This is a genomic window from Thermoactinomyces sp. DSM 45892 (genome assembly GCF_900107305.1).
In the GTDB taxonomy this organism is placed as follows: Bacteria; Bacillota; Bacilli; order Thermoactinomycetales; family Thermoactinomycetaceae; genus Baia.
Genome location: NZ_FNPL01000010.1, coordinates 78,638 through 102,557, shown reverse-complemented (window position 1 = coordinate 102,557; position 23,920 = coordinate 78,638). Strand labels below are relative to the sequence as shown.

The 23,920-nt window shown below is 44.1% G+C and carries 22 protein-coding genes and 2 tRNA genes; all 24 read left to right on the top strand.

What is annotated here, in order from left to right; translation table 11 throughout:
- The first annotated feature begins 47 nt into the window (after positions 1-47).
- The 24 genes from BLU58_RS09800 (at position 48) to dusB (ending at position 23,894) form a co-directional block, all read left to right on the top strand.
- Entirely contained in the window at positions 48-278 is a 231-nt protein-coding gene (locus BLU58_RS09800; protein ID WP_176786598.1) for an anti-sigma-F factor Fin, read from the top strand.
- Positions 279-393: 115 nt separating this feature from the next.
- A complete protein-coding gene (gene mfd / locus BLU58_RS09795) occupies positions 394-3,942 on the top strand; it encodes a transcription-repair coupling factor (RefSeq protein ID WP_176786597.1) in 3,549 nt (1,182 codons plus the stop codon).
- Positions 3,920-4,885 (top strand): peptidylprolyl isomerase, encoded by a 966-nt coding sequence (locus BLU58_RS09790; RefSeq protein WP_093292028.1) that lies wholly within the window; start codon positions 3,920-3,922, stop codon positions 4,883-4,885. The genes mfd and BLU58_RS09790 overlap by 23 nt, the downstream gene beginning before the upstream one ends.
- A gap of 236 nt (positions 4,886-5,121) precedes the next feature.
- Positions 5,122-5,664, top strand: coding sequence for a stage V sporulation protein T (spoVT, locus tag BLU58_RS09785; protein ID WP_093292027.1), 543 nt, complete (start codon positions 5,122-5,124; stop codon positions 5,662-5,664).
- 66 nt (positions 5,665-5,730) lie between these two features.
- A complete protein-coding gene (locus BLU58_RS09780; protein WP_093292026.1) occupies positions 5,731-7,353 on the top strand; it encodes a putative polysaccharide biosynthesis protein in 1,623 nt (540 codons plus the stop codon).
- 14 nt (positions 7,354-7,367) lie between these two features.
- The gene (mazG, locus tag BLU58_RS09775; RefSeq protein ID WP_093292025.1) at positions 7,368-8,828 is read left to right on the top strand and encodes a bifunctional methyltransferase/pyrophosphohydrolase YabN; all 1,461 of its coding nucleotides are present in this window, start codon (positions 7,368-7,370) and stop codon (positions 8,826-8,828) included.
- 110 nt (positions 8,829-8,938) lie between these two features.
- Positions 8,939-9,235 (top strand): RNA-binding S4 domain-containing protein, encoded by a 297-nt coding sequence (locus BLU58_RS09770; RefSeq protein WP_093292024.1) that lies wholly within the window; start codon positions 8,939-8,941, stop codon positions 9,233-9,235.
- Positions 9,236-9,281: 46 nt separating this feature from the next.
- Positions 9,282-9,566: a sporulation protein YabP gene (gene yabP, locus BLU58_RS09765; RefSeq protein WP_093292023.1), complete on the top strand. Its 285-nt coding sequence runs from the start codon at positions 9,282-9,284 to the stop codon at positions 9,564-9,566.
- Entirely contained in the window at positions 9,563-10,144 is a 582-nt protein-coding gene (gene yabQ / locus BLU58_RS09760) for a spore cortex biosynthesis protein YabQ (protein WP_093292022.1), read from the top strand. The genes yabP and yabQ overlap by 4 nt, the downstream gene beginning before the upstream one ends.
- Positions 10,141-10,527 carry an FtsB family cell division protein gene (locus BLU58_RS09755; protein ID WP_093292021.1) on the top strand — a complete coding sequence of 129 codons (387 nt, stop codon included), beginning with the start codon at positions 10,141-10,143 and terminating at the stop codon, positions 10,525-10,527. The genes yabQ and BLU58_RS09755 overlap by 4 nt, the downstream gene beginning before the upstream one ends.
- Before the next feature lie 136 nt (positions 10,528-10,663).
- Positions 10,664-10,738 (top strand) — tRNA-Met (locus tag BLU58_RS09750).
- A gap of 5 nt (positions 10,739-10,743) precedes the next feature.
- Positions 10,744-10,820 (top strand) — tRNA-Met (locus BLU58_RS09745).
- 107 nt (positions 10,821-10,927) lie between these two features.
- Positions 10,928-11,440, top strand: a complete 513-nt coding sequence (locus BLU58_RS09740; RefSeq protein ID WP_176786596.1) for a ribonuclease FAU-1 family protein — start codon at positions 10,928-10,930, stop codon at positions 11,438-11,440.
- A gap of 306 nt (positions 11,441-11,746) precedes the next feature.
- Complete coding sequence (gene spoIIE, locus BLU58_RS09735; protein WP_093292019.1) at positions 11,747-14,209, top strand: stage II sporulation protein E; 2,463 nt, start codon at positions 11,747-11,749, stop codon at positions 14,207-14,209.
- 132 nt (positions 14,210-14,341) lie between these two features.
- Positions 14,342-15,769, top strand: a complete 1,428-nt coding sequence (gene tilS / locus BLU58_RS09730; protein ID WP_093292018.1) for a tRNA lysidine(34) synthetase TilS — start codon at positions 14,342-14,344, stop codon at positions 15,767-15,769.
- A 43-nt stretch (positions 15,770-15,812) separates the two neighbouring features.
- Positions 15,813-16,352 (top strand): hypoxanthine phosphoribosyltransferase, encoded by a 540-nt coding sequence (gene hpt / locus BLU58_RS09725; protein ID WP_072332985.1) that lies wholly within the window; start codon positions 15,813-15,815, stop codon positions 16,350-16,352.
- Positions 16,353-16,437: 85 nt separating this feature from the next.
- A complete protein-coding gene (gene ftsH / locus BLU58_RS09720; protein WP_093292017.1) occupies positions 16,438-18,441 on the top strand; it encodes an ATP-dependent zinc metalloprotease FtsH in 2,004 nt (667 codons plus the stop codon).
- A gap of 73 nt (positions 18,442-18,514) precedes the next feature.
- The gene (hslO, locus tag BLU58_RS09715; RefSeq protein WP_093292016.1) at positions 18,515-19,396 is read left to right on the top strand and encodes an Hsp33 family molecular chaperone HslO; all 882 of its coding nucleotides are present in this window, start codon (positions 18,515-18,517) and stop codon (positions 19,394-19,396) included.
- A 92-nt stretch (positions 19,397-19,488) separates the two neighbouring features.
- Entirely contained in the window at positions 19,489-20,412 is a 924-nt protein-coding gene (gene cysK / locus BLU58_RS09710) for a cysteine synthase A (protein WP_093292015.1), read from the top strand.
- 170 nt (positions 20,413-20,582) lie between these two features.
- Positions 20,583-21,155, top strand: a complete 573-nt coding sequence (locus BLU58_RS09705) for an anthranilate synthase component II (RefSeq protein ID WP_093292014.1) — start codon at positions 20,583-20,585, stop codon at positions 21,153-21,155.
- A 12-nt stretch (positions 21,156-21,167) separates the two neighbouring features.
- Positions 21,168-21,992: a dihydropteroate synthase gene (gene folP / locus BLU58_RS09700; protein ID WP_093292013.1), complete on the top strand. Its 825-nt coding sequence runs from the start codon at positions 21,168-21,170 to the stop codon at positions 21,990-21,992.
- Positions 21,993-22,004: 12 nt separating this feature from the next.
- Positions 22,005-22,364, top strand: coding sequence for a dihydroneopterin aldolase (folB, locus tag BLU58_RS09695; protein ID WP_093292012.1), 360 nt, complete (start codon positions 22,005-22,007; stop codon positions 22,362-22,364).
- Positions 22,364-22,912, top strand: coding sequence for a 2-amino-4-hydroxy-6-hydroxymethyldihydropteridine diphosphokinase (folK, locus tag BLU58_RS09690; protein ID WP_093292011.1), 549 nt, complete (start codon positions 22,364-22,366; stop codon positions 22,910-22,912). The genes folB and folK overlap by 1 nt, the downstream gene beginning before the upstream one ends.
- Positions 22,890-23,894 carry a tRNA dihydrouridine synthase DusB gene (gene dusB / locus BLU58_RS09685; RefSeq protein WP_093292010.1) on the top strand — a complete coding sequence of 335 codons (1,005 nt, stop codon included), beginning with the start codon at positions 22,890-22,892 and terminating at the stop codon, positions 23,892-23,894. Before folK ends, dusB begins: the two co-directional genes overlap by 23 nt.
- The last annotated feature ends 26 nt before the right edge of the window (positions 23,895-23,920 follow it).

Here is a 23,920-nt window from a genome sequence, read left to right as displayed (position 1 = left end):
AACGGCAATACTAAGACCAAATTGATTTCCTTAAGGGGGAGATCTACTTGGCTTGGGAATATATTTGCCCACATTGTCAGTTGGTTCAAGGACGCTTTGAGCAGAGTCAGGTGTCTGATGTACAACTGGGGTTGGATCGGTTGACCCCAGAAGAATGGCAGGATATAATAACCAATGATGAAGATGGTACGAATCGGATCTGGGTAACCTGCGACACATGTCAGCAGGTTTTTGACCAGTATCCAGAACGAACCGTATTACCCCACCTCTATTCGTAATGGCTGGGGTGATGGGTCATGAATTGATTTTCAGATAAATCCAAAAAAATAGTCTTGGCGATTGTAAGCTGAGGCTTCTTTTTTCTAGATTCGATGGAATATGAGGAGGAACACTGTGGGACCGCTCGTCTATCTGATGGAACAAGATCGAGATTTCCAGTCAACCGTAGCTGGACTGGAACAGGGCTTTAGAGAACAGCTGGTAACTGGTTTAACGGGTACGGCACGTTGCGTATACATAGCGGCGCTCTACCAAAAGACGAAACGCCCGCTTCTTTTGGTTGCGCATAATTTGAATCAAGCACAAAAAATGGTGGAAGACCTTCAAGAGCTACTACCAAAAGATGAAGTTCTTCTATATCCAGCAAATGAATTGGTGACAACGGAAATTGCGTTGGCAAGTCATGATACACTGCCTGAACGGATTGATGTATTATCAAAACTTTCGAAAAGGTTTCGTGGGGTTTTAGTGGTTCCTTTTTCGGGACTTCGGAAATTATTTCCCTCGAAGAAGCTTTTTGAAAAAAGCCATATTGAGATGGAAGTGGGGGCAAATTTGCCGATCGATCCGTTGGTGGAGCGATTGGTGAATGTAGGTTATGAACGCGTTGACTTGGTAGAAAAGCGTGGGGAATTTAGTGTTCGTGGTGGGATTGTGGATATTTATCCAGTACCCTTTGTAGATCCCGTTCGGATTGAGTGGTTTGATGATGAAGTAGATTCGATCCGCACGTTTCACGTAAGCACACAGCGATCTGTGGAAAAAGTGAATGCGATTACGGTTCCTCCTGCTCGAGAGCTATTTGCGAGTCAAGATATACTGAGACAGTCTGCTGAGCGAGTAGATGAAATATTACAAGCGCGATTGAAAAAAGTGCAAGATGAAACCTTGAGAGAGAAACTGAAGGAGCAGATTGGTTGGGATGTTGAACAGCTTCGTCAAGGGATGATGGTGACGGGGATTTATAAGTATGTTTCGCAGATCTACCCAGACTACCATAGTTTAATCGATTACATGCCTGCGGATACATATATTGTGTTAGATGAGCCGATGCGGATTGGGGAAAGTGCTCGTCAGATGGAGCGCGAGGAAGGAGAATGGCAGACGGCTTTATTGCAGCAAGGAGAGTTTCTGCCCCAGTTAAAAGTCTCGCTTTCGTTTGAAGAAGTGGTTTCGCATACGAAGCATTCCAGGGTTTATCTCTCTTTATTTATGAGACAGATTCCAGGTGCACAACCCCAAAATATCGTCCAATTCATTTGTAAAGGGATGCAACAGTTTCATGGTCAGATGCATGTTTTAAAGGCAGAATGGGACCGGTTCGTCAAAGCGAATTATCGGGTCATTTTTACTGCGAGTAGTGAAGAGCGTCTTGATCGATTGGAACGAGTTCTCTCTGATTATGGAATGGATGTGCACCGGGATAATTCAGAACAACCTTCTTTGCCAGGTAAGCCGGTTGTCCGTTTGCATGCCCTCCAAAGTGGGTTTGAACTAGGTTCGATGCGACTAGTTGTGATTACAGAGAGTGAAGTGTTTACGCAAAAGCAACGGCGCCCTCGTCGCTCGACTAAGCTGGATCACGCTGAAAAAATTAAGGATTATCAGGATTTAAAGCCTGGTGACTATGTTGTACATGTGAATCACGGGATTGGCCGCTATATAGGGATTGAAACGCTAAATGTGGGCGGACTTCATAAAGACTATCTTCATATTCAATATGCGAGTAATGATAAGCTCTATGTACCTGTTGAACAGATTGATCTCGTTCAAAAGTATGTAGGTGCGGAAGAGAAAACACCTAAGGTTTATAGTTTAGGTGGTAGTGAATGGAGCAAGGTAAAGAATAAAGTTCGTACTTCGGTACAAGATATCGCGCAGGATTTAATCGAGTTATACGCACAACGTCAAGAAGCAAAAGGATATTCCTTTCCTAAAGACTCATCGTTACAACGGGATTTTGAAGCGATGTTTCCTTATGAGGAGACCCCTGACCAACTGCGTTCGATTGAAGAGATTAAGAAGGATATGCAAAGCAGTCAATCAATGGATCGGCTTTTATGTGGAGACGTTGGATATGGGAAGACAGAAGTGGCAGTGCGGGCGGCTTTTAAGGCGGCAATGGATGGAAAACAGGTGGCTCTACTCGTTCCGACGACGATTTTGGCACAACAGCATTATGAAACGTTTCGAGAGAGATTTGCCGATTTCCCTGTGCAAGTTCGTGTGATGAGTCGTTTTCGTTCACGGAAAGAACAGAAAGAAACATTGGACGGATTGAAGAATGGGGTCGTTGATATCGTCATCGGAACGCATCGGCTACTTTCTAAGGAGATTCAGTATAAAGATCTCGGCCTCCTTATTATTGATGAAGAACAACGATTCGGTGTCAAACACAAAGAAAAGATTAAGCAACTCAAACATAATATTGATGTTTTAACTCTTACAGCTACCCCGATTCCTCGTACACTTCATATGGCGATGATGGGGGTAAGGGATCTCTCTGTGATTGAAACTCCGCCAGAGAACCGGTTCCCTGTGCAGACATATGTGTTGGAGTATTCAGGCGCCTTAGTACGGGAAGCGATTGAGCGTGAGATGGCGCGCGATGGACAGGTGTATTTCCTATATAATCAAGTTCACAATATCGATCAGATGGCTGAACAGATTCGCATGTTAGTGCCAGAAGCACGAGTGGCGATCGCTCATGGTCAGATGAATGAAAATGAACTAGAAAAAACGATGCTTGATTTCCTCGATGGTGAGTATGATGTTTTGGTGAGTACGACGATTATTGAGACTGGAGTCGATATTCCGAACGTGAATACGCTTATTATTCATGATGCAGATAAGATGGGACTATCACAGTTGTACCAGTTACGTGGCCGTGTGGGCCGTTCCAATCGGATCGCGTATGCTTATTTCACGTACCAGAGGGACAAAATCTTATCGGAAACGGCTGAAAAGCGCCTACAAGCGATTAAGGAGTTTACGGAGCTCGGGTCTGGATTTAAGATTGCGATGCGAGATCTATCGATCCGTGGGGCAGGGAATCTGCTCGGGGCTGAACAGCACGGACACATTGCTACAGTTGGTTTTGAACTGTATAGCCAGATGCTAAAAGAAGCTGTCGCTGAAATTCAAGGGAAGACACCGGTCGAAGAGAAAGAGATTCAAATTGAGATGAGTGTAGATGCATATTTGCCTACCGATTACATTCGCGATGAGAAACAAAAAATTGAGTTATATAAAAAGATTCGTGCTGTTACGGAACTGGCTGCAGTGGTAGAGTTAGAAGAGGAGATGGAAGATCGCTTTGGTGATTTACCGGAACCTGTACAAAACTTACTTAAAGTGGCTAAAATCCGTGCTTATGCGATTCGGTATGGGATGGAGAGTATCGAGCAAAAAGGTACAGAGATTACCTTGCGATTACGGGAAGCAGAGAATCAACGAATCGATGGCCAGAAGTTATTTAAGATTGCCCAGAACTTCCCAGGTCGGATTCGGCTTGCCGCAGGGCAAAAGATTGGGATAACATTTAAGATGGCAGGTCTGTCTACTCGTGCTGTTCTAGAAATGATTGAACAGTTTCTGATACAATATGAGACAGTACCTAAAATGAGAGGGGCCGAATCAAATGTCACAGTTCCGAAAGCGTAGGTGGGTTGCAGGAATGATTGCTCTTGCACTTGTCTTATCATCATTAGCAGCAGCGTGTACGTCTAAAAAAGAAACCGAAAAGAAACCAGATGCAACAGGGCAAGAACAGAAGCTCCCAGAGTTTAAACCTTTTGATACCAAGAGTCCCAAGGTTCTTGCTGAATATGAAGGTGGGAAAGTGGTAGAAGGAAAGTTTAATGCTTTCTTGAACGTGTTTGCCTTCTTACAACCTCAAGGTGTTCAGGGACTTTCTGATCCGAAAGCAAAGGAAGAGATGCTGAAAAATTTTGCGAGCTTTCATTTTATAGCTGAGAAAGATCCAAGTAAAAAAGGCGATTTTGCGAAAAAAGCTGAAGAAGACTTCAAGAAGGATGAACCGAATGTCTTGAAGATGTACCAACAATTTGGAAGTAAAGCGAAAACGGTGGATGAGGTTTTAAAAGAAAGAGGCACTACACGTGAGGACCTCAAAGAAATCCTTGGATTACTTGCACAACGTGAAGAGTATATCTATAATAACTTCGATTACGAGGATGCGAAGTTAAATCACATCTTGATCGGTCTTGAGCTTCCAGATGGTAAGAAAAGAACAGATGAAGAAGCGAAGAAACGTGCTTTAGAAGTAAAGCAGAAGCTAGAAAAGGGTGGGGACTTTAAGGCGCTTGCGAAGGAATACTCCGACGATCCTGGTTCGAAGGAAAATGCAGGCTCTTATGAAGGATCTCCGGCTCAATTTGTACCTGAATTTAAAAAGGCAGTCGAAACTCTCCCGTTAAACAAGATTAGTGATCCGGTCAAAACAGACTATGGGTATCATGTTATTAAGGTAACAGAGCGTGCTACCAAGAAGTTGAAGGATGTTAAGGATGAGCAGAAGCGCGCCGAGTATGCGGGGCCTGCTTTTGAAAAGTTCATGAAGGACTTTAAGGTAAAAATCTTATAATGGATCTGCGCAAACAGCTAAAAAAGCATCCGCTTTACAGCTTTTGATTAGATGAAAAAACGTCTCTAGATGCTTCATTCGTAGAGGCGTTTTTTTATTTATACAGAATCACTTTTTTGATATTTATACATTGAACCTTTTGGAATAAATAATGGAAGGCAGTCTCATACTATGGTCGTAAGATGGTAAGTCAAGGAATGATTGAATCTTTATAGGAAAGAGAGGCAATATTTTCTATGAAAGCAACCGGCATCGTTCGCCGGATCGATGATCTCGGGCGTGTGGTTATTCCCAAGGAAATACGCCGTACCCTTCGAATCCGTGAAGGAGATCCTTTGGAAATATTCGTCGATCGTGATGGAGAGGTAATTTTAAAAAAATACTCACCCATCGGTGAACTTAGTAACTTTGCACAAGAGTATACAGAAGCTTTGTATGAAAACTTGCAACATACTACGCTGATCTGTGATCGAGATAGCGTGATTGCAGTAGCAGGAGCATCCAAAAAAGAATATTTGGAGAAGCCTATAGGTGAAATAGTGGAGTTAGCGATGGAGCATCGACGTCCCCAATCAGATACTTCACAAAGTACAGTTGAAATTTTAAAAGGGAGTCCCGAAGAGTATCAATCTTATATTATCGTCCCTATTATTGCAGGTGGAGATCCTATTGGAGCTGTGATTTTAATCTCCAAGAAGGATGGTACAAGGATTGGTGATATGGAAGCGAAATTAGCAGGTACTGCCGCATCGTTTCTTGGGAAGCAAATGGAACAATAGGATTGGAGAAACGCCCTTATCTAAACGGATAGGGTGTTTTTTTGTGTATAATGGAGGACATGTACAATGAAAGGCGGAGCGGAGATTGTGGAGAAGTCATTTATCAAAGGAGCCACGATTCTAGGCTTGGCGGGGCTTGTTTGTAAAATACTAGGGGCTATATATCGGATTCCTTATCAAAATATAACAGGTAATGAAGGCATGTATGTGTACCAGCAAGTGTATCCGTTATTTAGCACTTTGATTATATTGGCGACTGCTGGATTTCCGCTTGCGATCTCGAAGGTGGTATCAGAGCGGGTTGCGGTAGGGGATGAGGTAGGTGCCAAGCAAGTATATTATGTATCATCAATGGGTCTACTCATAACGGGTGTGTTCTTTTTCTCCCTTTTATTTTTTGGGGCACCTTGGTTTGCGCAGTGGATGGGGAATGAAGCGATGTTGACTCTGCCGATTGAAACGGTTTCGTTTGCACTCTTAGTCATCCCGGTAATGGCTGCGGCAAGAGGATATTTTCAAGGTTATCAAGATATGATGCCAACAGCTGTCTCGCAAGTGATTGAGCAGTTTGTGCGCGTTTTTACGATCCTGATTCTGTCCTACTTGATGATTACGCTGGGATATGGTCCGGTTTATGCCGGGGCTGGTGCTGTGTTTGGATCTTTTACGGGTGCGGTAGCAGGTTTTATCGTCCTTCTGGTCTATATGAGAAAGAAGGGGGTTGAACGGACAGCGGGAGCAGGTGTTAAAATAAGACAACCTTTAAAAAGGAAACGAGAAGTATTAAAAGAGGTATTTCTGATTGCGTTCCCGATTTGTCTGGGATCACTGGTATTACCACTATATCAATTAGTGGACTCCTTTACAGTGGCCAATATTTTAGAACAGGAGAAGGGGGAAGCCTTTGCGATTGCTCAGAAGGGGATTTACGATCGTGGACAACCTCTTATTCAGTTTGCATCTTTTTTTGCGGCGGCTATTTCATTATCGCTTGTGCCATCGATAGCGGATCTGCGAGCACGCGGTGAAGTGGAGAAGGCAGAGAAACGAGCCCGCCTAGCACTACGGGTTACGTGGATGTTAGGATTGCCTGCTTCTATCGGATTGTTTATGATAGCTGAGCCGGTAAATGTGATGTTATTTGAGGATTCCGCGGGCTCTACTGCGCTCGCGATACTCGCTTTTTCCGCCTTTTTTTCTACATTAGGGATTACATCAGTTGGGGTTCTGCAGGGTTTTGGGAAGCTATACTTACCCGTTCTTTTCTTGTTTTTGGGTTCGATTCTGAAGATTGGATTGAATTATAATCTGATTCCACATCTGGGGATAGAGGGGGCGGCTTGGGCTTCCGTAATGGCTTATGCGCTTTCTACATATCTGACTCTGCGAGCCTGCCTGCAGCAGTTTACTGGTAAAATGGGGAACAAAGGGGCTCAGATCTGGGGCAGTGTACTCACGATTCTCTTGTTAGTTGTTAGCACGAAAGGAGTCCTCGAGATGCTTCGCTTGGGATTTGGTGAGGCCCATGGTCGGGTGAGCATGACGTTTATCTCTCTTGTTACGGTAATAGTTGGGGTCTTGGTCTATATCTTTGCGCTGTTTCGTTTTCATCTCATTTCAGATGAGGACTTAGAACAACTCCCAAAACTGCAATCAATGGTTCATAAATTTCGTTGGCTAAGAAGATAAAGGTGGTGTGAGTGATGAAACAGACTATTACGATCGTAGGTTTAGGATTTGGGGATGAAACAAGCTTAAATATCGGGACGTGGAATTTATTACAGAATGCCCCTGTGATTTGGCTTCGAACCGTAAAGCATCCAGTTGTGGACTGGATGAAGAACCAAGGGGCTTCCTTTCATTCGTTTGATGAGGTGTATGAAAAGCATCACCAATTTGAAGAAGTGTATGAAGAAATCGCATCCCAATTAATCGGATTAGCGAAAGAGCATCGGCAAGTGGTGTACGCAGTTCCAGGACACCCGATGGTGGCGGAGCGTACGGTTCAGATCTTGTTACAAGAGCAGACGGAGGCAGAAATCGACGTAGAAATCATGGGTGGAGGGAGCTTCTTAGATGCGGCTTTTGCAAGACTACAGATTGACCCGATCGAAGGATTTCAAATGGTGGACGGAAATGATGTAAAGGCACATCAATTGAATCCGCGTATGCATATATTGGTGGGACAGGTATATGATCGATTCATTGCGTCTGATGTGAAGTTAAGCCTCATGGAGGTATATCCAGCTGATCACAATGTCATAATCGGTACGGCTCTAGGGATTCCAAGCTTAGAAAAGGTCGTGGAAGTTCCTCTGTACGAGTTAGATCATGCGGATTTGTTTACGGATTTATCAACGGTATATGTGCCTCCTGTACGTCAAGAGAGTTCGTTATACAGACAGTTTGATTATTTGGTGGAAGTGATTGAAACCCTGCGTAGTCCTGACGGCTGCCCTTGGGATCGTAAACAGACACATGAGAGCCTGCGCCCTTATTTGATTGAGGAAGCATATGAAGCGATCGAAGCGATCCATAATGGAGATGAGGATTCGTTAGCGGATGAGCTAGGGGATGTGTTGCTTCAAGTACTCCTTCATGCCCAAATCGGACGAGATGAGGGAACGTTTGACATTCGTGATGTGATTGAGAATCTAACAGAAAAAATGATCAGACGACATCCGCACGTGTTTGGAGAAACAGAGGTAACGGATTCGGATCAAGTGATTTCGAATTGGCAAGAGATTAAAAAGCAGGAACGTGGGGAATATGGACAAGAAGATGAGTCGATCTTGTCAGGAATCCCAAAAGAGTATCCAACCCTTTTAAAGTCATTTGAGATGCAGAAAAAAGCGGCTAAGATCGGTTTTGATTGGGACTCCGTGGAAGGTGTTTTATTAAAAGTGCGTGAGGAATTGGCTGAGGTGGTACAAGCGGAAAACCAAGCAGAACGGGAAGAGGAATTGGGAGACTTGCTATTTGCTCTCGGCTCACTAGCACGATGGCTACAAGTCGATCCAGAACTAGCACTAATTCGTGCCAATCAAAAATTCCTGTATCGGTTCTCTTATTTGGAGGAAAAAGCAAATGAGCTAGGGCAGTCTATTCAAGAGATATCGATGGAACAGCTAGATGCTTGGTGGAATGAGGCAAAAAATGTTTGATGATCGCTTACTACACCAAACGCATGTTTGGCAGGATTTTAAGTAGGTAAACAGAACAACTCTGTTATCCCTCCACACATGCGAAAGACGAATATGGGGGAGACATATAGATGCGTTTAGATAAGTTTTTAAAAGTATCTCGTTTGGTTAAGAGAAGAACCTTAGCCAAAGAGGTATGCGATCAAGGACGAGTGAAAGTAAACGGAAAAGTGGTGAAAGCAGGGACGGTTGTGGCTGTAGGGGATGAAATATCCATTCGTTTTGGCCAAAAAGTGGTGACAGCAAATGTACTGCGCTTGCTTGAACATGTGAGGAAAGAAGAAGCAGATACGATGTATGAGATCGTTAAAGAAGAACAAGTAGCTGATTCCGGTCGGATTGATACGGAAGGAGAAGGCGGGTTCTAATCTTGTCCTCCCCCCCATAAGATGTACCATAAAGGGGGCGTGTTAGATGGAGGAACGAAGACAACGACCTCATGAAATTATCTGTAAAAATCGAAACATGCTTGAAGTGAGCGGGGTAGTTGGCGTTGAAAGCTTTGATAGCGAGGAATTTTTGCTAGGGACGGATTGCGGTTACTTGGGAATCCGGGGACGTGAGCTTCATATCAAAAACCTAGACCTCATGTCTGGAATGGTAACGATTGAAGGGCAGTTTGATGATATTAGTTATCTAGATACGAATACACCCCCATCCGAACGGCAAAAAAACTTGTTAGGCAGGTTATTTAAGTGACCCTACATACTCAGTATCTGACCATGCTTCTCATGCTAGGTTCTGGCTTTTGTTTAGGTGTTATCTTAGATACCTATCGGGTATTGAAAGGACGCTTCCACATACGTGGTTGGGCAGTGTCGTTGATTGACTTGCTTTATTGGTTTGTTTGTAGTGGCTTAGTTTTTAGTGTACTCTTCTGGAGTAACTGGGGAGAACTTCGTTTCTATATTTTTCTGGCCATTATATTGGGAGTTTTTCTCTACTATCAATGGTTAAGCAAAGTCACGACACGTCTAATTGAGATATGTATCCGTGTGGTAGAATGGATTATTCAATTTCATATCAAAGCCACCCAGGTGATTGTGATTCGCCCTATTCTGTTTACGATCGGGCTCATCCGCAAACTTCTTTTGTTCGTACTTCAACTTTTTTGGAAGATGCTCCAGATTTTCTGTAGGCCCCTTCTATGGCTATGTAGACCGATTACGAAGCGAATCGAACCTCATGTACGTCCTTATATCAATCGAGGAGTCCTGCTGGGGAAGAAATGGATAGAAAAATGGAGACAGCGTAAGAAAAAGGATGATTTAGAATGACTCAACATCGTAATAATTCGAAAGTACTTACCTTTCGTCAACCAACAACTGACACACCAGATCTAGATTTCGCAACTCAGGCACGTACTCCCATTCGGAAACTTCATCCAAAAGCAAAACGACGCCGGCTCATCTGGCTAGTAAGTGCGATCCTATTTTTTATTTGGTTCGGAGTACAGCTTGTGATCCAGCAGATGAAAATTTGGGATCGTGAAGATATATTGGCAAAGAAGTCCCAAGAGCTGGAGAAACTTAGACAGGAATCCCAGCGATTGGACCAGGATTTGCAAAGACTAGAGGACCCAAAATATCTACTAGAGCAAGCCCATCGTCTAGGCTATGGCAAGAAGAACGAACAAAATTTTGAATTGGAATCCGAATAGATCGTAATCAACTCCCGCCCCATGGGAGTTTTATTTTACCTAAGGAATCCCCTAGAGAAAAAGTTTAGATAAACAGTTGACAATGGTGCTTTATATGTAATAGAATTAAGCATGTTGTTAGAAGATATAATAATGTCGCGGGGTGGAGCAGTGGTAGCTCGTCGGGCTCATAACCCGAAGGTCGCAGGTTCGAGTCCTGTCCCCGCAACCAAATATGGCGGTGTAGCTCAGCTGGCTAGAGCGTACGGTTCATACCCGTGAGGTCAGGGGTTCGAGCCCCTTCGCCGCTACCAAATGGTAAGAGAGGAGAAGGCGGGAAGCTCCCTGAAAAGGGAACGGATTCCGTCTTTTTTTCATGACTTTAAAAAATGAAATGATTTCATGTGGATGTAAAATACATATGAAGGAAGTAGGAGTTCGTGTGGATGTCATAATTAAAAAAATTAAGTTTACCACCATTAACAAGACATACACCGAACTAGTCCGTGACTGGCGCGGGAGGTATTGTTTTGCAACACAATATGCAAATCCAGATGGAAAACGAATTTTCCTTACTTACTACTTTGTTCGCAAAGGATATACGATTTCAAAAGTTTTTCATCGGAACGGGGAGTTTCTTTACTATTATTGTGATGTGATGCAAATGCACCAGACAGGGCGATTACGTTACGTTATGGTTGACCTTTTGTTTGATCTAATTGTACATCCAGACGGCCATTATGACTTGATTGATATAGATGAGTTTGCGGATTCCTTAGAAAAAGGGCATTTGAAGAAACGGCAACAGGTTCACGCACTGCGAACATTGGATCAAATGATTCGGTTACAGACAGAGGGTAAACTGATCCCTCCGTTTATCCAAGATGCGAAGATGTTCCCAGTACCCCCTGCACCAAGTAAAAGACGTGTGTAGATGAAACTCGACAAATCTTCTTTTATGAAAGACGAGTAATAAGAAGATTTGTCGGACGAACAGCGACATCTTTTTGATTTGACAAGATGTGACGATAAAACCCTAGCTTGTACACCCGATGTACAGGTTAGGGTTTCTTTCGTTTTGACATACATTCTTCTTCAAGGGCTTGAAACCCCTGACATGGTTCTTTGGCAGAGTGTGTCGATAACTTTTTTCTTGACCGGGTGTGATTTTGACAAACTTATCTGATTTCCTCTGTTTATAATGAGTGACACAAACTGTTAAACGGGGGTGCAAAGCCAAATGATGGAAATGATGACACGGATCAAACATATTTGGAAGTCACCGATGAAAAAGATAAGAAGCGGATCGCATCGAGTTCATAAGAGACTCATCTCATGGAATGTACCGATTATGGTGATGGGCTTTTTATTGGGTAGAGCGTTAATATTGGAATCTGTTTCCCCATTTGCTTTGGCGTATCTAGCGGTGATGCTTTTTCTCAGTAGGAAGCAATGGCCAGTTGTGATGGCATCTCTCATCGTGGGAGCCACTACCATCTCGATGATTCATGCGGGGAAGATTACCGCCTATCTTGTTTTGTTGCTCGGTGTGTATAAGTTGTTTCAAACGTTTGGCAAGGCGACGTTGTATTCAGCTCCCATGATCGTGTTAACCAGTAGCATGCTTGGAAATATGGTAGCCATCTGGTATTTTGATACCTTTACCAATTATCAGTATTTATTAGCTGGAGTAGACATTTTGATCAGTTTTATTCTTACCTTCATTTTTGTTCAGGCGCTCCCGGTTTTCACGGTAAAGCGGAATAAAGCCGGCTTAAAGCACGAGGAAATGGTCTGCTTGGTGATTCTATTAGGCTCCGTGATGACAGGGACGCTGGGCTGGGCGATCGCGGACTTAGAGATTGTAAATATCGTTTCACGTTACTTGATTCTTGTTCTAGCCATTGTCGGTGGGTCGATGCTGGGTTCGTCGATGGGGGTTGTGACGGGTTTGATTCTCCATCTATCGAATCCAAAATCGGTTCTGCAGATTAGTTTATTAGCATTTGCGGGCTTATTGGCTGGATTGTTTAAGGAGGGGAAGAGGCTAGGGGTTGCGATCGGTTTTTTACTCGGCACAACCATTCTAAGCTTGTACGGAGCTCCCCCACCGAACCTGTGGATATCGATGCAAGAAACACTGCTAGCACTGCTACTCTTTTTCTTAACACCGGATCGTTTGTTTCACACAGTGGCTAAGTTTGTTCCAGGTACGTGGGAGAATCAGATGGAACAACAGGACTACGTTAGGCGCTTGCGTGATGTGACAGCGGCTAAAGTGGAGCATTTTACGAATCTATTTTATGAACTGGCGAGTAGTTTTCGGGAAGATATGACGAAGCAACAGCGAGAAGATGAGGATCAAGTCCATCAATTTGTTACGACCACGATGGAACATAGTTGTATGGGGTGCGCCCAATTTCAGCAATGTTGGGAAGGCAATATCATGAAAACCTATCAAGGGATGACGAGTCTGATGACCGTCGTTGAACAGGTAGGGGCACGGAATCATGTGCCGATCCCACAAGCTTGGGATGAATATTGTATTAGGCCGGATCAGGTTGTTCGTAGCTTTCAGGATCAGTATGCGCATTATGAGCACACACTGTATTGGCGAGACAAGATTAAAGATACTCGGAGATTGGTGGGGGATCAATTGACGGGTATGGCGGAAGTGATGGACAAGCTGGCGACGGAGATTCGTATCGAGACACAAGTGATGCACGCTCAAGAAGAACAGATTCACGCGGCTCTGGATGAATTAGGGATACAGTTTCAGCGAGTCGAAATTTTAAATCTAGCGGAGGGGAAAGTAGAGATAGAAGTTTTCCTTCCTCATCAGGATTTGTTTGATGAATGTAAAAAACTAATTGCCCCTTTGATGACTGAAGTGTTAGGGGAGCCGATCAGCGTATATCGGAAAGTGGTACAGGACGGTACACAAGGAGCGATTATTACCCTTGGATCTGCACAGCGTTTTGAGTTGAAATCGGGTGTAGCCAACGCAGCCAAGGGAGGAGCGATGGTATCCGGTGATAGCTACTGTTACATGAACTTGGGGACGGGCCGGTTTGCAGTGGCATTAAGTGATGGCATGGGGAATGGTCAAAGAGCACAAGAGGAGAGCAATGCAGCGTTGAAGTTACTACGCCGGTTGCTCCAAGCGGGCATGAATGAAGAACGAGCTGTCGAGACAATCAATTCGATCCTAAGTTTGCGAACGTCTGATGAAGTGTTTGCTACGATAGATTTGGCGATGATCGATTTGAATTCGGCAAAGGGTCGGTTTATGAAGATCGGTTCAACCCCCGGATTTATCAAACGGGGGAAAAAGGTCCTAAAACTTTCTGCTTCTAATCCGCCGATTGGGATTTTGAAGGAGATTGATGTAGAACCGATTGAAACGCAATTACAAGCAGGTGATCTGATCGTGATGATGACAGATGGAATCTATGATGCGGCACATAATACGGTGAATAAGGATGCGTTTATCACCAAGATCATTAACGAAATCGATACCAAAGATCCACAGGACTTTGCCGATTGTCTGCTAGAAAAGATTGTCCGATATCGTCAGGGAGAGATTCCAGATGATATGACGGTTCTAGTATCCAAAGTAGAGAAGCACACATCCGAATGGTCTACGATTCGCCTATCGAATGTGCGACCGATCGAACGTCCACAGGAAGTACCGAACAGCTAGGGGATTTGCTTCTTTTTGAGAAAAGACATAACATCAGTAGTATAAGTGAGTGAAGGAGTCCCTAGAGTGATCTAGGGGCTTTTGGACTGTTTTATCTTGAAATTAGGTGACAGAACGGGAGGTGTGGTTGCAATGTTGAGAGAAATGGTTGATCGTGTCATGCAACAGGAATTAAGGATTCCAGAATATGCCTCCATTTTAGTGGCCGTTTCTGGAGGACCTGATTCAATCGCATTGTTACATATTTTGAAAGACCTCTCACAGGAGTACAACTGGAGGATGGGCGTGATTCATGTGAATCACCAGTTGCGCGGAGAAGAAAGCTTGTTAGATGAGCAGTATGTAAAAGAGATTTGTTCCCAGTTAGGGGTTTCTTGCTGGGTTGAGTGGGTGGATGTGAGGGGAGCTTTGCGTCAAGAGGGTGGAAATAAACAAGATATCGCGAGAAGGCTTCGGTACGAGGCGCTTGCTAAGGTAGCAAAGAGGGAATCATTTGGCTATGTTGCTTTGGGACACCATCAAGATGATCAAGCTGAGACGATTTTAATGAGATTGATTCGCGGAACTCATTCTTCGGGTTTGATTGGAATTCCGATCCGAAGGAAGTGGGACGATCTGGAGCTGATTCGCCCCCTCTTATCCAGCTCCAGAAAGATGATTGATACATACTGTAATCAGCAGCACCTTATGCCTCGAACCGATCAAAGTAATCTCTCAAAGGAATATACGCGTAACTTCTTACGTCTTCAAATCTTCCCAGAGCTAGAAAAGATGAATCCGAAGGTAAAAGAAACCATCTCACAGTTAGGTGCCCGTATGCTTGAAGAAGAAGAAGTTTGGAAAGAATGGGAGAATAAGGCGTTAGAGGGAATTTCGTTGTCACAAGATCATAGGCAAGTGTCATGGTCTCGTAAGAGGTTTCAGGATCTATCTATTGCTTTACAGCGTAGAGTAGTTAAACTAATATTAAGTAGTCTGGAATGGTTGTCAGATGTAGAAATTACATATTCTCGTATCGAACAGATTCGTCATTGGATCTCATCACCTGCTCCTAGTGGTGAAATCCATTTGGAGAAAGGGATTATAGTACGGAAAAGCTATGAGATCGTCACAATTCTGAAACAATCCAGCAAGGACGAAGCAACCACACTGACATGGGAAGAATTAAAATTGAATATACCAGGAAAGACGGAGTACCATCCATCTCTTGGTGCAATAGAAGCTTGTTTGTTTGACCAGCCTCCGCCAGAGGAATGGTTCTTTTCGCTACCATCTGCGGTTTTTGATTATGAACAGGTGCCCACTAGTTCGTTTTTTGTTCGTCCTCGAAAGGCGGGCGATCGAATGAGTTGTTTCGGCCTTCACGGTACAAAAAAGGTAAAAGAGCTCATGATCGAGAAACAAATCCCTAGACATTTGAGGGATCTAATCCCTGTTGTTCACATAGATGACCAAGTCTTATGGATTCCGGGTGTGAGAAGGTCTGCCATGGCTCCTGTTACAAATCAGACGAGCTACTATTTGTATTTACGATGGCATTCTTATAAAATGTTAGAATGATTTTGCTGGGTATACATAAATGATTGTTTTAGGGGGGCCATTCATGCATCAAGATGTGAAAGAAGTATTGATTTCAGAGGAGAAGATCCAATCCAAAGTAAAGGAATTAGGGAAGCTCTTATCGGACGAATATGCTAATACGCTTCCGCTTTGTGTGGGCATATTAAAAGGGGCAGCTCCGTTTATGGCTGATTTAACACGCGCGATAAGCATTCCGCTTGAGATGGATTTTATGGCAGTATCGAGCTATGGTGCGTCTACTAAATCTTCAGGAGTGGTACGAATCCTGAAAGATCTAGACTCTTCGGTAGAAGGAAGAGACGTCTTGATTATGGAAGATATTATTGATACGGGCCTAACATTAAGCTATCTAATCGAGTTGTTAAAAGGGCGTAACGCAAAGTCAGTAAAAGTTGTTACGTTACTGAATAAACCAGCTCGACGCAAAGTGGACTTGGTCCCTGATTATTGTGGATATGAAATCCCTGACGAATTCGTCATTGGGTATGGTCTAGATTATCGTGAGATTTATCGCAACCTACCGTACATCGGTATTTTGAAGGAAGAAGTATATTCTTCTTAGTTAGTTTGATCTTTTTTGACCAACTATTGTTTCGTTTCAAATGGCTATGGTAAAATGAAAAAAGTGGATCGAGAGGAGGCCAGGGATGAAAAACTTCTTCCTTAGGAATGGAATACTATATGCAATTCTCATCCTTGTGACCATTGGGGTCGTAAATTTGGTGGCTAACTCTGGGAATGACCTGGAGCAGCTTAACACCACTCAGTTTAAACAAAAAATAGAGCAGAAGCAGATTATCGATGCGAAACTTCTGCCTGAGGGATTTACTTACCGTATTGATGGTAAGATGAAAGACCCAAAAGATCCAAAGAAAACGAAGATGTATTCAACTCAGACTCCTATGATGGAGAGTGACATCGTTAAGTTACTGGAAACGAATCAGATATCGTATACGACAAGTCCTCCAAAGCAAGAGTCGATTTGGGTTACTGCGCTTTCTACGATTATTCCTTTAGTTATTGTTCTCTTACTGTTTTTCTTCTTACTGAACAACGCCCAGGGTGGCGGCAATCGAGTTATGAACTTTGGTAAGAGTAAGGCTAGATTATATAACGATGAGAAGAAGCGTGTCACATTTCACGATGTGGCAGGTGCTGATGAGGAAAAGCAAGAGCTTGTTGAGATTGTTGACTTCCTCAAAGATAATCGTCGTTTTGTCGCGATGGGTGCACGGATTCCGAAGGGCGTACTTCTTGTAGGGCCTCCAGGGACAGGAAAAACCCTCCTTGCACGGGCCGTGGCTGGAGAAGCCAAAGTGCCTTTCTTCTCCATCAGTGGTTCGGACTTTGTTGAGATGTTTGTAGGGGTGGGTGCTTCCCGTGTTCGTGATCTATTTGAACAGGCGAAGAAAAATGCGCCTTGTATTATCTTCATCGACGAGATCGATGCGGTAGGTCGTCAACGTGGAGCGGGTTTAGGCGGCGGTCACGATGAGCGTGAGCAGACATTGAACCAGTTACTCGTTGAGATGGATGGATTTGATGGCAATTCTGGAATCATTATGATAGCAGCGACGAACCGTCCTGATATCTTGGATCCTGCTTTGTTACGACCAGGTCGTTTTGACCGACAAATCCTCGTGAGTCGTCCAGATGTTAAAGGTCGTGAAGCGATTCTAAAGGTACATGCTCGCAACAAGCCAATAGCTGAAAGCGTAAAATTGAAAGTGATTGCTCAGCGTACAACGGGCTTCTCTGGTGCAGATTTAGAGAACTTGTTAAACGAAGCGGCACTTCTTGCGGCTCGTGAAAATAAGAAGAAAATTACCATGGATGAAGTCGACGAAGCGGTTGACCGTGTGATTGCAGGTCCTGCTAAGAAGAGCCGTGTGGTTAGCGAGAAAGAACGTAAAATCGTTGCGTATCATGAAGCAGGTCATGCTATTGTCGGATATTACGTACCAAATGCAGATATTGTCCACAAAGTAACGATTGTACCGCGTGGGCAAGCAGGTGGATATGTGATGTCCTTACCAAAAGAAGATCGCTATCTTGCTACGAAGGGAGAACTCCTTGATCGCGTGACAGGGATCTTGGGGGGACGTGTGGCGGAAGAAATTATCTTTGGTGAAGTTAGTACAGGCGCTAGCAATGACTTCGAAAAGGCCACGGCAATCGTGCGGTCGATGATTACGGAATATGGTATGAGTGATCGCTTAGCCACCATGCAGTTTGGTCGTTCTCAAGGGCAGGTGTTCCTAGGACGCGATATTGGTCATGAGCAGAACTACAGTGATCAAGTGGCGTATGAAATTGACTCAGAGATGCAGGAACTCATTCGTACATGTTATAAGCGTGCGATGGATATTTTAAATGAGCGTAGAGATCAGTTAGAGCTCCTAGCCCAAACACTATTGTCTAGAGAAACGCTGGATGAAGAGCAAATCAAGCAGTTACTCGATACAGGTAAGATTGACGATAAGCCTGTAGACGATGATGTGAAAGTGAATATCCAAGGGAAAGAAGAGTTGGATGTAGAGCCTTCGATTGAGGAAAAAGTTGACGAAGCTCCAGAAACTCCTAATGACTTGGATGATGTGAAGCCAACTGATGTAGATGAAAAAGATGAGAAGAAAGACGATCCAAAATAAAAAAGGGGGGCGAGTGATTCGCCTCTTTTTTTTGTACGAGAGTAAGAAACATTTTTAGGGAGGCATCTCTTTTATGTCCGATTATGTAGTAAGAGCCATATCAAAAGATGGCGGTTTCCGTGGCTTTGCTGCGAATACAACTCAGTTAGTTCAAGAGTTACAAAGAAAGCATGTTACATTCCCTACAGCAAGTGCGGCCCTCGGAAGAACGGCCACGATGGGTGCGCTCATGGGTTTAGAGTTAAAGAACAAAAAAGATGTAGTAACCATTCAAGTAAAAGGCGATGGGCCGCTTGGTGAGGTCATGGTCGTGGCCAATGGTGAGGGGCATGTGCGTGGTTATGTCGATCAACCTGATGTGATGATTCCGTTAAAAGAAAATGGAAAAATTGACGTATCGGGTGGGATAGGACAAGGGTATATTTACATCATGAGAGATATTGGGATGCGGGAGCCTTACCGAGGATCAGCCCCTATTGTATCGGGAGAGTTAGCAGAAGACTTTACTTACTACTACTCCACTTCAGAACAAGTACCTTCTTCGATTGGGCTAGGTGTAATCGTCAATCGGGATCAAATTCTCGTTGCGGGTGGCTATATGATTCAGGTTTTGCCTGGTGCGAGTGATGAGTCCATCAATGAATTAGAGAAGCGAATCATGGAGATACCATCTGTGACTTCTCTGCTCGAAAGCGGGTTAACTCCTGAAGATATGTTGTATCGTCTGCTCGGGGACGATGCTGAAATCTTGGGTCGTAAAACCATCGAGTTCCGATGTTCGTGTTCTCTGGAGAAGACTAAATCGATGTTAGCGAGCTTAGGGAAAAAGGAGCTACAAGATATCATCGAGCAGGATGGAAAAGCAGAGGTGGTTTGTCATTTCTGCAATTCTAAGTATCACTTTTCGAAGGAAGAGCTTGAGGAGATACTGGAGGGGATTTCGGGCCTAGATTAATGGATAACATATTTAATTGATGGTTCACTCTAAACTTGATAAGATAAAGGCAATAAAATCCCTATCCTTACTCGGAAATAGGAGGACAAATAATGAAAGTGGCAAATAGCATTCTAGACCTAATCGGCTCTACTCCCCTTGTAAAACTAAACCATATCGTAGGAAAAGCCGATGCAGATATATATTTGAAATTAGAATTCTTTAACCCAGGTGGAAGTGTAAAAGACCGAATCGCCAAAAGCATGATCGAGGAAGCAGAGAAGCGTGGTGAACTAAAGCCAGGGAGTGTGATTATTGAGCCGACTAGTGGTAATACCGGAATTGGACTCGCTATGGTAGCGGCAGCGAAGGGATATCCTGCTATTCTTGTTATGCCAGATACGATGAGCATGGAGCGCCGTAATTTACTTCGAGCCTATGGAGCGGAAATCATTTTGACACCCGGAGCGGAAGGCATGCGGGGCGCCATTGTAAAAGCAACGGAGCTAGCGGAAGCAAATCCAGAATACTTTATGCCTCAACAATTTAATAATATGGATAATGTAAAAGTGCATATTGAAACCACAGCACTCGAGTTATTGGAACAGGTTGATGGAGAATTGGATGCTTTTGTAGCAGGTGTTGGAACAGGAGGGACGATTACGGGTGTGGGAACGGTTTTAAAAGAAAAAATTCCACATGTTCAAGTCGTTGCGGTAGAGCCATCCGCTTCTCCTGTCTTATCTGGTGGTAAGCCGGGTCCACATAAAATCCAAGGGATTGGGGCTGGTTTCGTTCCGAAGATTTTAAACACCGAGATTTACGATGAGGTTATGCAAGTTGATATTGAAGATGCGTTCGAATTTGCTCGCAAATTAGCTCGTGAAGAAGGAGTTTTAGGAGGAATTTCTTCAGGGGCTGCGGTATCAGCTGCCTTGAGAGTAGCACGTCGCCTCGGTGCCGGGAAGAAGGTTGTGGCTGTTATTCCGAGTAGTGGGGAGAGGTATTTAACCACACCGCTATATCAGTTTGAATAGGGGAAATCTAGAAAAGGGATACGTATCAACCATAGTTGGTTTCATACGTGTCCTTTTTTATTGACACCTAGAACAGAATCCACCCAGTTTGTCAAGAACGAAAGATGAACCATTCTCGTTTTTATGCTAGAATAGGAAGACATTATATTTGAGTTGAGATGAGCGAAATAATGATTTGTATGATCGATAACTATGATTCGTTTACGTACAATTTGGTCCAGTATTTTGGTGATCTGGGCGAAGTCTTGTGGGTTGTACGAAACGATCAAGTCACAATAGAAGAATTAGAAGAGCGTTCTTTATCGGCAATCATTATCTCACCTGGCCCGGGATCTCCAGAGGAGGCCGGGATTTCGATGGAAGTGATTCGTACCTTTGCTGGAAAAATTCCGATACTCGGTGTATGTTTGGGCCACCAGGCGATAGCAGAAGTCTTCGGAGGAAATGTGGTCCGAGCCAAGAGGCCAATGCATGGGAAGGTGTCAGAGATATTTCATGATGGAAAAGGGGTATTTTCTCATTTACCAAACCCGATTATCGCGACCCGCTACCACTCGCTGATGGTAGCACGTCATGCACTCCCGATGGATCTCGAGATTACGGCTGAGACATTAGAGAAAGAGATTATGGGGATTCGGCATCGTACTTTTGCTATCGAGGGTGTTCAGTTTCATCCTGAATCAATCTTAAGTGAGTCTGGCAAGCAGATGCTTGCTAATTTTCTTCAGACTTATGTCAAGTAGGAGGCAGTTACTATGAAGGGATTCCGGGTGGGGAACCGAGAGTTGCCTATCGGAAAACGAACATTGGTCATGGGAATTCTAAATGTGACTCCGGATTCTTTTTCGGATGGGGGTCACTATCAAACAGTGGAACGTGCTCTCCTGCATGCGAAGAAACTGGTTGACGAGGGGGCTGACTTGCTTGATATCGGTGGGGAATCGACTAGGCCTGGAGCTGAGACAGTCTCATTGGATGAAGAATTAGCGCGTGTGATTCCGGTTGTAAAACGAATTACATCTGAGCTTGATATTCCTGTTTCGATTGATACGTATAAGGCACAAGTTGCGAAGGAAGCGATTCAATCTGGCGCCCATATCATCAATGATGTCTGGGGAGCGAAAAAAGATCCGTTAATGGCAAGCGTGATGTCTGAGCTAGATGTCCCGGTAATCCTGATGCATAATCGTGAGGTTCCAGAGTATCAAGATTTAATAGCAGATGTGAAAAAGGATCTACAAGATTCGATCCAGCTTGTGATGCGAGCAGGAGTGAAGCCAGAGCGGATCTGGCTAGACCCCGGTATTGGCTTTGCTAAGAACTTGCAGGAAAATGTGCAGGTCATGCAACATGTAGATCAATTGGTGGAGATGGGATACCCTGTACTACTGGGGACATCCCGTAAATCGATGATTGGGAAAATCTTAGATCTTCCCCCTGATGAAAGAGTAGAGGGAACACTGGCTACGGTTGGTTTTGGAATTCAAAAAGGCTGCCAGATCATGAGAGTCCACGATGTCCAAGAAACGGTACGATTCTGCCGAATGATGGATACTTTGGTGTACACGCCCCTTGACTAGGAGGAGACGAGAATGGATCATATATTTTTCGAGAAAATGCTGTTTTATGGTTATCATGGAGCGTTTCCAGAAGAAAATAAACTAGGCCAACGCTTTCAGATCGATCTAAAGTTGTTTCTCTCCTTACAAGAAGCGGGATACACGGATGATTTAACGCTCACAGTCGATTATGGTAAAGTGTACGAAACGGTTCAGCAGATTGTCGAAGGGGCTCCGTTTAAATTAGTGGAGAAGCTTGCTGAAGAAATCGCTACTCGTCTGTTATCTGGGTATCCACTTGATGAGGTTGTGGTTCGTGTTACGAAGCCAGATCCGCCCATTCCGGGGTATTATCAATCGGTTGGGGTTGAGATTAGACGGGGGAAGCGATAATGGTACGTGCATATGTAGGATTAGGTGCCAATATAGGAGACCCTGTTCGGCAGTTAAAGCAAGCCATAAGGCTGATTCAAGACACACCTGATATACAAGTTCGAACATGCTCCTCGATCTATCGCTCTGATCCAGTGGACTATCTTAATCAGCCCGATTTTTATAATATGGTAGCAGAGTTAGAAACGACTTTATCGGCAGAAGCACTTCTTAGGCGATGTCAGGAAGTAGAACAAGAATTGAAACGTGTGAGGGTGATCCGCTACGGACCTCGTACGATTGATATAGATATTTTACTTTATGATCAGCTGTTGATCCAAAAAGAAAATTTAGAAGTCCCACACCCGAAGATGAAAGATCGTTCATTTGTGGTTCTTCCATTGGCAGAGGTCGTGGGGGATACAGAACGTTTTTTGATACCAGGAACCAGTGAATCTCTGGGTGATTGGGTAAAACAAATAGGAAATCCTCGGGGAATCCTCAAGCTAGAACCTATGCTTACGAAAAGGGAGGAGGAAAAAACAAATGTGGAAAATCGGAAATGTTGAGTTGAAGAATCAAGTTGTTTTAGCGCCAATGGCTGGGGTGTGTAATCCTGCCTTTCGCCTGATCGCAAAAGAGTTTGGAGCCGGTCTCGTCTGTGCAGAGATGGTAAGTGATAAGGCGATCTTACATGGTAATAAACGGACGAAAGAAATGTTGTTTGTCGATGAACGAGAGAAGCCTCTTAGTTTACAAATCGTAGGCGGAGATCGTGAGACCCTAGTGGGAGCGGCGAAAGTGGTTGACCAATGTACGAATGCAGATATCATTGATATTAATATGGGGTGCCCTGTACCGAAAGTCGTAAACAATGATTCAGGAGCGAAGTGGCTTCTAGATCCAAATAAAATCTATGAAATGGTCTCCGCGGTAGTAGAAGTGGTCGATAAGCCGGTTACGGTAAAGATGCGCATTGGTTGGGATGAAGATCATATTTATGCGATTGAAAATGCCCAAGCAGTGGAGCGCGCAGGTGGCTCAGGTATAGCCGTACATGGCCGTACTCGTGTGCAGATGTACAAAGGAAAAGCCGATTGGAATATTATCCGCGATGTGAAGCAAGCTGTTTCGATTCCGGTTATCGGAAACGGAGACGTGGCATCACCAGAAGACGCGCGTAAGATGTTAGACTTAACGGGCTGTGACGGTGTGATGATCGGACGTGCGGCTCTGGGGAATCCGTGGATGCTTTACCGTACGGTTGAATATTTGACTAATGGAACACTCGCTCCAGACCCAAGCGCAAGCGAGAAGATGAGGATTGCTATTCTTCATATGGATCGTTTGGTCGCGCTACGGGGTGAGTCGGTGGCAGTTCGTGAGATGCGTAAACATGCTGCGTGGTACCTAAAAGGGCTGCGTAACTCGAATATCATCAAGGATGCAGTAAATGAGCAAGAAACAAGAGATGGTATGGCGAATTTATTAGTAGGTTTTGCGGAGCAAGTAGAGAAAAGCGAAGCTGATATAGAAGCGAAGGCTGTTTAATAAGAGGGTTAAGGGGAGTTGAAGTT